Origin of the sequence: Ensifer sp. (assembly GCF_035999135.1) — a bacterium.
In the GTDB taxonomy this organism is placed as follows: Bacteria; Pseudomonadota; Alphaproteobacteria; order Rhizobiales; family Rhizobiaceae; genus Ensifer.
The window spans coordinates 1-7,662 of record NZ_DASYGZ010000233.1 but is presented as its reverse complement, the minus strand read 5'-3'; the positions used below and the strand labels follow the sequence as shown (position 1 = coordinate 7,662).

General features: G+C 62.2%; 8 protein-coding genes and 1 pseudogene. 8 read left to right on the top strand and 1 reads right to left on the bottom strand.

Going from position 1 to position 7,662, the window contains the following annotated elements:
- Positions 1-37: 37 nt before the first annotated feature.
- From flgG to fliP, 7 genes are read left to right on the top strand one after another with little or no spacing between them, the layout of a single operon-like run.
- Complete coding sequence (gene flgG, locus VGO12_RS30655; protein ID WP_327516507.1) at positions 38-826, top strand: flagellar basal-body rod protein FlgG; 789 nt, start codon at positions 38-40, stop codon at positions 824-826.
- An 18-nt stretch (positions 827-844) separates the two neighbouring features.
- Positions 845-1,348: a flagellar basal body P-ring formation chaperone FlgA gene (flgA, locus tag VGO12_RS30650; RefSeq protein WP_327516506.1), complete on the top strand. Its 504-nt coding sequence runs from the start codon at positions 845-847 to the stop codon at positions 1,346-1,348.
- On the top strand, positions 1,345-2,460 hold the full coding sequence (locus VGO12_RS30645) for a flagellar basal body P-ring protein FlgI (RefSeq protein ID WP_327516505.1): 1,116 nt from the start codon (positions 1,345-1,347) through the stop codon (positions 2,458-2,460). Before flgA ends, VGO12_RS30645 begins: the two co-directional genes overlap by 4 nt.
- Positions 2,457-2,996: a MotE family protein gene (locus tag VGO12_RS30640; RefSeq protein WP_327516504.1), complete on the top strand. Its 540-nt coding sequence runs from the start codon at positions 2,457-2,459 to the stop codon at positions 2,994-2,996. Before VGO12_RS30645 ends, VGO12_RS30640 begins: the two co-directional genes overlap by 4 nt.
- Complete coding sequence (gene flgH, locus VGO12_RS30635) at positions 2,993-3,706, top strand: flagellar basal body L-ring protein FlgH (RefSeq protein ID WP_327516503.1); 714 nt, start codon at positions 2,993-2,995, stop codon at positions 3,704-3,706. Before VGO12_RS30640 ends, flgH begins: the two co-directional genes overlap by 4 nt.
- 22 nt (positions 3,707-3,728) lie before the next feature.
- On the top strand, positions 3,729-4,226 hold the full coding sequence (locus VGO12_RS30630) for a flagellar basal body-associated FliL family protein (protein ID WP_327516502.1): 498 nt from the start codon (positions 3,729-3,731) through the stop codon (positions 4,224-4,226).
- An 8-nt stretch (positions 4,227-4,234) separates the two neighbouring features.
- Positions 4,235-4,972, top strand: a complete 738-nt coding sequence (fliP, locus tag VGO12_RS30625) for a flagellar type III secretion system pore protein FliP (protein ID WP_327516501.1) — start codon at positions 4,235-4,237, stop codon at positions 4,970-4,972.
- Positions 4,973-5,065: 93 nt separating this feature from the next.
- Here the strand turns inward: fliP and VGO12_RS30620 are convergent, their stop codons facing one another.
- Positions 5,066-6,979: a glycosyl transferase gene (locus VGO12_RS30620; protein ID WP_327516500.1), complete on the bottom strand. Its 1,914-nt coding sequence runs from the start codon at positions 6,977-6,979 to the stop codon at positions 5,066-5,068.
- Positions 6,980-7,344: 365 nt separating this feature from the next.
- On the opposite strand from VGO12_RS30620, the pseudogene VGO12_RS30615 reads away from it, so the two are divergent.
- Positions 7,345-7,662 (top strand): annotated as a pseudogene (locus VGO12_RS30615) (flagellin); the annotation flags it as partial.

Genomic DNA, 7,662 nt, shown 5'->3' with positions numbered 1-7,662 from the left:
TCGAAATCGCGCGCATGCAGATCTGAAGGAACGAGACATGAAGGCCCTTTCCATCGCCGCCACCGGCATGAACGCCCAGCAGCTGAACCTGGAAGTGATCGCGAACAACATCGCGAACATCAACACGACCGGCTACAAGCGTGCTCGCGCCGAATTTTCCGACCTGCTCTACCAGACCGAACGCGCCCAGGGCGTGCCGAACCGCTCCAACCAGGCGATCGTGCCCGAAGGCGCGATCATCGGTCTCGGCGTGCAGACGGCCGCCGTGCGCAATCTCCACATTCAGGGCAGCATGGTTTCGACCGGCAACGACTACGACTTGGCGCTGATCGGCCGCGGTTGGTTCCAGGTCGAGACGCCCGATGGCGAAACCGTCTACACCCGCGCGGGCGCATTCAACAAGAACGCGCAAGGACAGCTCGTGACGATCGACGGCTATACCGTGGTGCCGGGCGTGACGGTTCCGCAGGATGCGACCGAAATCGTCTTTACCAGTTCCGGCCAGGTGATGGTCCGGATCGGCAACGATCCGGCGATGCAGGAAATCGGCCAGTTGACCATCGCCAACTTCGTCAACGAGGCGGGTCTCGAGCCGCAGGGCGAAAACCTCTTCAAGCAGACGCCGGCATCCGGCGACCCGATCGTCGGTACACCGGCGGATCCGGGCTTCGCCCAGATCAAGCAGAAGTACCTCGAGGCGTCCAACGTCGATCCGGTCAAGGAAATCACCGATCTCATCTCGGCGCAGCGCGCCTACGAGATGAACTCCAAGATCATTCAGGCGGCCGACGAGATGGCGGCCACGGTGAGCAAGAACCTCAGGTAAAGAAAAGAGGGGGCAAACATGACGTTTCGCCGAACCGCAGACATCAGGCCCCCGAAGGCCGGTCAAGCGCTGAAGCTTTTGGCGAGCGTCCTGCTTGCCAGCGCTTTCCTGTCGCCTCAAGCGGTCTACGCGGAGAAGCCGACGGCTGTCATCCCCACCCAGACCATCTATCCGGGGGAAACGGTCGATCCGAGCCGCGTCGAGGTCGTCGACGTCACCAATCCCGATCTCGCAGACGGTTATATCCGAACCCTGGGCGAGATAGAGGGCAAGGTCACCAAGCGTACGCTTCTGCCGGGCCGGGTCATTCTTGCGAGCGCACTGCGCGAACAGTACGCCGTTGAGCGCGGCTCGACGGTGCGCCTCGTCTTCAGCAATGGCGGCCTGACGATCAGCGCCGCCGGATCTCCGCTCCAGGATGCCGCCGTCGGCGAGCTGATCCGCGCGCGTAACATCGATAGCGGCGTCATCGTTTCCGGAACGGTGATGGCTGACGGCACTGTTCATGTGGTGGCGAAATGAAAATGCTTGCCTGCAAATGGTTCCTGACGCTGGCCGTCGCGCTCTCCGCGGCGCTGACGCCGGCACACGGTGCGTCGAGGATCAAGGACGTCGCCTCGCTTCAGGCGGGTCGCGACAACCAGCTGATCGGCTATGGCCTCGTGGTCGGTCTCCAGGGAACTGGCGATAGCCTGCGCTCTTCACCGTTCACCGATCAGTCGATCCGCGCGATGCTGCAAAATCTCGGCATCTCGACGCAGGGCGGCGAGTCCCGTACGCGCAACGTCGCAGCCGTTCTCGTCACCGCGACGCTGCCGCCTTTCGCCAGCCCCGGCAGCCGGGTCGATGTTACGGTCGGCTCGCTCGGCGACAGCACGTCGCTGCGCGGCGGCACTCTGGTCATGACATCGCTTTCGGGCGCCGACGGTCAGATCTATGCCGTCGCTCAGGGCTCGGTCGTCGTCACCGGCTTCAATGCGCAAGGGGACGCGGCAACCCTCAACCAGGGCGTGACCACCTCCGGGCGGGTTCCGAACGGCGCCATCATCGAACGCGAGCTGCCCTCCAAGTTCAAGGATGGCTTCAACCTCGTGCTGCAGCTGCGCAATCCGGACTTCTCGACGGCCGTCGGCATGGCCGCGGCGATCAACAAATACGCTTCCCAGCAATATGGCGGTCGCATCGCCGAGGCGCGCGATAGCCAGGCGGTACTCGTCGAAAAGCCGAAAATGGCTGATCTCGCGCGTCTGATGGCCGACATCGAAAACCTTGTCATCGAGACCGACGTACCTGCACGCGTCGTCATCAACGAACGCACCGGCACGATCGTCATCGGACAGGACGTGCGCGTCAACGAGGTGGCGGTGAGCTATGGCACCCTGACCGTCGAGGTCAGCGAGACGCCGACGGTCGTCCAGCCGTTGCCGTTCTCGCGCGGACAGACGGCAATGGAACCGAACACCACGATCAACGCCCAGTCGGCCGGCGGCACGGTGGCGATCCTCAACGGCTCGAGCCTGCGTTCTCTCGTCGCCGGCCTCAACAACATCGGCGTCAAGCCGGACGGGATCATCGCGATCCTGCAAAGCATCAAAACGGCGGGCGCCCTCCAGGCGGAGCTTGTGCTGCAATGACTGCAAATCAGAACCATACCTCCGGACGGCTCCATAAGCTGCTGCTCACTGCGGCAGCCGCAGCCACCATGCTCTCGATGCCAGGCGCGTTTGCGCAGGACGTCACCGCACCGCCCGCGGGCGATGCGACCCAGAACGAGATCCAGCAGTTCTGCACCAACATCGCCGATGCGGCGCGCGACCAGCGCTACGTTTTGCAGCGTAAGGATCTCGAGACCCTGCAGAAGGGCATCGACGAACGCATCGCGACGCTTGAGAAAAGGCGCGAGGAATACGAAGACTGGCTGAAACGCCGCAACGATTTCCTCAAGCAGGCCGAACTCGGCCTCGTCGATATCTACAAGACGATGAAGCCGGATGCCGCTGCCGGCAAACTTGAAATGGTGAGGCCCGAGATCGCAGCCGCGATCGTCATGAGGCTGCCGCCGCGCCAGTCGTCGCTGATCCTCAGCGAGATGACCGACGAAAAGGCCGCGATCCTCACCAACATCATCTCGAGTGCCAGCGACCCGAACACCTCGAAGGAACCATCATGAACAAGCGTCTAACGGCCGTGCTGACCGGGGCCGCCCTCCTTGCGGGTTGTCAGAACCAGGCGTTCAACGAGATCGGCCGGGCGCCGTCGATGAGCCCGATCGGCAGCGGTCTGCAATATTCGCAGACGCCGCAGCTGGCGGCGTACCCGAAGCAGCCGCGCCAGATGACGAACGGCTATTCGCTTTGGAACGATCAGCAGGCGGCGCTGTTCAAGGACGCCCGCGCGATCAATGTCGGCGATATCCTGACGGTCGACATCAAGATCAACGAAGGTGCCACCTTCGACAACAAGACCGACCGCAGCCGCAAGAATGCCAGCGGCTTCAACATCGGCGCCAACGGCAAATCGCAGACGAGCGACTTCGATTGGTCGGGCGAGCTGAAATACGGCTCGAATACCAAGACCGAAGGCGACGGCAAGACGGAGCGCTCCGAGAAGCTTCGCCTGCTCGTTGCCGCCGTCGTCACCGGCGTACTTGAAAACGGCAACCTCCTGATCAGCGGCTCGCAGGAAGTGCGCGTCAACCACGAGCTTCGCATTCTCAATGTCGCCGGTATCGTCCGGCCGCGGGACGTGGACGCCGACAACGTGATCTCCTACGACCGCATCGCCGAAGCGCGCATCTCCTACGGCGGTCGTGGCCGCCTGACCGAAGTGCAGCAGCCGCCCTACGGCCAGCAGATCATGGACCTGATTTCGCCGATCTGATCTGATCGGCAGGGAACTGAAGATGGAAGAACTCGACCCCGCCAACGGCCCCAAGAAGTCGTCGAAGGTACTGACAATCGCGGCGATCGCCGTGCTGACGCTGGTCGCCGGCGGCGGCGGTTGGCTGGTCGGCGACCTGCTCGCACCGCCGCCCCCGAAGGAACAGGTCGAGGCCAGCAAGGAGCCTGCGGCCAACGCCACGGGTGAGGAGGGTCTGCCCAAGGTGGCGACCGAGGCCAATGGCGTCGTCCAGCTGGAGCCGATCACCACCAACCTTGCCTACCCGACGGAGAACTGGATCAGGCTCGAAGTGGCCCTTCAGTTCGACGGCGTTCCCGACCCGAAGCTGGCAGAGCAGATCCACCAGGATATAGCCGCCTATCTCAAGACGATCTCCTTGCAACAGATCCAGGGGCCTCGCGGCTTTCAATATCTCCGGGATGACATCCAGGAGCGGGTTGACCTGCGCTCCGATGGCCGCGTAACCAATGTGATGTTCAGAACCTTCGTCATCCAATGATTCGGTAAATGGTCCGGCTAGTCGCCTTTATAGTTGCCATGATGGCGATGTCCGGTATTGCCGGCGCACAGAGCTTTCCCTCTGATATCCTCAATACGCCCGTCGACGGGTCGGTTGCCTCGTGGATCATCCGCACCTTCGGTCTCTTGACCGTTCTGTCGGTGGCGCCCGGCATCCTGATCATGGTCACGAGCTTTCCGCGCTTCGTGATCGCCTTTGCGATCCTGCGCACCGGCATGGGCCTTGCGACCACGCCCTCCAACATGATCATGGTCTCGCTGGCGCTGTTCATGACCTTCTATGTCATGGGCCCGACCTTTGATCGCGCATGGCGCGATGGGATCGATCCGCTGTTGAAGAACCAGATCACCGAAACCGAGGCGATCCCGCGCGTCACCGAGCCGTTCCGCGAGTTCATGCTCGCCAACACGCGCGACAAGGACCTGCAGCTCTTCATCGATATCGCCAAGGAGAAGGGGCAGACCGTGGTCGTCGACGACAAGGTCGATCTGCGTGCCGTCGTTCCCGCCTTCATGATCTCGGAAATCCGCCGTGGCTTCGAAATCGGCTTTCTGATCATGCTGCCGTTCCTGGTGATCGACCTGATCGTCGCGACCATCACCATGGCGATGGGCATGATGATGTTGCCGCCGACCGCCATTTCGCTGCCGTTCAAGATCCTGTTCTTCGTGCTGATCGACGGCTGGAACCTGCTCGTCGGCAGTCTGGTGCGCTCCTTCAGCTGACCAGTCAGGCTGGCCTCGTTCCTTCGAAATATCAGCGACCAAACAAAAAAGGCAGCGCCGTGGGCGCTGCCTTTTGTCGTTGACGGTCCGCTCTTAGCGCTCGAATGAGGCGTTGCGCGCGGGCAGTGCCGGGACATCGATATGGTCAGGCGAAAGTCCGCGTCGGGCGCGGTCAGCCATCATTTCGTAACCCTTTTCGAGATGCAGGCAGAAGCGTTCCGCATCGAAGAGCGGCATCTGGAACCGGTTCGCCTCGAGCGTGCTGCGATACGCGGCGACCTTGTCGCGGTTGTTGTAGAGCGCGACGGCTTCCCGCACGTAATCCTCCGGCCCGGCCGTGACCAGCTCCGGCACACCGATGGCGTTGAGCAGGCTCTCGCTCACGCGCGAGGCGAAGTTCGTGCCCTTGAGGGTGAGGACGGGAAGGCCGGTCCAGAGCTGCTCGGACGTCGTCGTGTGTCCGTTGTAGGGGAAGGTATCGAGCCCGATATCGGCGAGCGGTATGCGGTTGATATGGTCCTGGTAAAGCAGCTTGCCGCAGGTGACGATGCGCTTGGTGTCGATGCCGGCGCCCTTGAACCTGGCAAGGATGTTGGCCCGCGCGTCCGCACGATCGCACAGCAGCCAGAGCAGGCTGTCGGGGGTCTGGCGCAGGATGTCGATCCAGAGATTGATCGTCTGCAGCGAAATCTTGCGGTTCGCATTGAACGACGCGAAGACGAAGGCATCCTCCGGCAGACCGGCCTGCTGCCGGGAGACCGGCTGGGACCGCGGGCGCTCGTAAGGATCGTTGGGCTGGTAGGTCTCCGGCAGACGGCAGTATTTTTCCAGATAATGGACCTTGCTGGCGTCGGGAAGGACGTAGGGGTCGCCGATGATGTAGTCGAGATCGACGTTCACGGTGGTGCCGGGAAAGCCGAGCCAGCCAACCTGAACGGGCGCTGCCGCCTGATTGAAGATCGTGCTCCGGCTTTCGAGCGTGTGTCCCTTCAGGTCGACCAGAATGTCGATGTTTTCGGCGCGAATGACCGCGGCCGCCTGTTCGTCGGTCAGGTCGCCGATCTCGATGATCCTGCCCCACTTCGCCCGCGTGCCGGTGTCGCGGCTCGTGTGGATGCTCTTGGTGTGGCAGAAGAGCGTCACGTCGAAGCGCGCCTTGTCGTGCGCCATCAGCACCGCCTGCAGCAGTTTCATGGTGGCATGGTCTTCCCAGAAGTCCGCGGAGACGTAGCCGATGCGGATGCGCTCGCCCCAGCTGTGCGGTGCGCTGCGGCGAAGGTCCGTCAGGCCCCTCGGATAGGGCTGAAGCTGAGCTCCGGCAATGCGGTTCAGGCGCTCGTCGCCGCACCAGGTCGAATGGTAGTATGGCGCCTCGGCTGCGAGGAAATCGGTCTGCCCTGCCTTCAGCGCCTTCTGGATGTCGCGCTCGTGTTTCTCGACCTCGGCATAGTCGTTGGCTTCCCGCGCATAGACGAGGTAGGCCGACCGCAGCGTCCCGTTCTTCGGATTGTTGCGGAAGAGGTTGGTCAGCGCGTCGCGGTCCTGCAGGTCGTTGATCTCGGCCGTCAGCAGCTTGAAGGCCAATGCGTTGTGCAGACGATTGGTGCTCAGCGTCAGTGGCGCCTTGAAAAGGCCGAGGATCGCCTTCTCGCCACGCTTCAGGAAAATCGAGGCGATAATGAAGGCGATCTCCGGATCGGTCTTGGCCTTGTCCAGAAGCGGCAGGCCGATGCTCAGCGCCTCGTCCTCTTGGCCGTTGGCGAAGTAGAGCTTCATCGCATCTGTGAGGTAGTCCTCCGCCCGCGAGCCGCCGGCCTCGCCGGCGAGCTGGTAGGCGCGCGCGGCTTCTGCCTTGAACCCGAGCTTTGCGAGAACCTTGGCGAGAAGCACGTAGGTCTTGGTGTCGCGATTGAGCTCCATCAGCGCGTTCAGCTGATTAAGCGCGTCCGTGTACTGCCCCTTCTGGTAGTGCCTGGAGGCGGTCGAAAAGATGGCTTGGGCGTTCACTCGGAGCTCCGTCGAAGATGCCCGGCGGATACCGCCGGCTTGCTAGACCTTGTTCGGCTCGAAGTTTAGCCGGGGGAGCTTGCCTCAGGCAGGAGCCATTCCGGCGCCAGGACGCGCCAGGCAATCCCGGCACCGGCGGGCCGCTCCGGGTTCCGATGTTAAAGTGTTGTTAAGTATAAATTTTCTCAGCTTCAGTGACGTGAAGCGCTTAATCAATTCGCAAGCTTTGCCAGCGATAGTCCACTCTACATGACGGGTTTGGTTTCTTCCGAGATAGTTGGAACCGAGTGGCATGAAGCCGATCCGCCATCACCGGTAAGTCCGGTATGTCCCCCAATCGTCTTAAGTAATAAAGGGACACTCTAATGACGAGCATCATCACCAATTCTTCCGCCATGGGCGCACTTGCTACCCTGCGTTCGATCAACTCCTCGATGGAAACCACCCAGGAGCGCATCTCGTCGGGCCTGCGCGTCGGCACCGCTGCTGACAACGCTGCTTACTGGTCGATCGCCACCACCATGCGTTCGGACAACAAGGCCCTCTCGGCCGTTCAGGACGCCCTCGGCCTCGGCGCTGCCAAGACCGACGTTGCTTCGTCGGCCATGGAAAACTCCAAGGACGTCGTCGACGAAATCAAGAAGAAGCTGGTTACCGCCAGCGAGCCGGGCGTTGACAAGAGC

Bases quoted from the DNA above. Each gene is read 5' to 3' on its own strand.
- VGO12_RS30645 (WP_327516505.1), top strand. From the start codon at position 1,345: ATGAAAATGCTTGCCTGCAAATGGTTCCTGACGCTGGCCGTCGCGCTC.
- fliP (WP_327516501.1), top strand. From the start codon at position 4,235: ATGGTCCGGCTAGTCGCCTTTATAGTTGCCATGATGGCGATGTCCGGT.
- VGO12_RS30640 (WP_327516504.1), top strand. From the start codon at position 2,457: ATGACTGCAAATCAGAACCATACCTCCGGACGGCTCCATAAGCTGCTG.
- VGO12_RS30630 (WP_327516502.1), top strand. From the start codon at position 3,729: ATGGAAGAACTCGACCCCGCCAACGGCCCCAAGAAGTCGTCGAAGGTA.
- flgA (WP_327516506.1), top strand. From the start codon at position 845: ATGACGTTTCGCCGAACCGCAGACATCAGGCCCCCGAAGGCCGGTCAA.
- flgH (WP_327516503.1), top strand. From the start codon at position 2,993: ATGAACAAGCGTCTAACGGCCGTGCTGACCGGGGCCGCCCTCCTTGCG.
- flgG (WP_327516507.1), top strand. From the start codon at position 38: ATGAAGGCCCTTTCCATCGCCGCCACCGGCATGAACGCCCAGCAGCTG.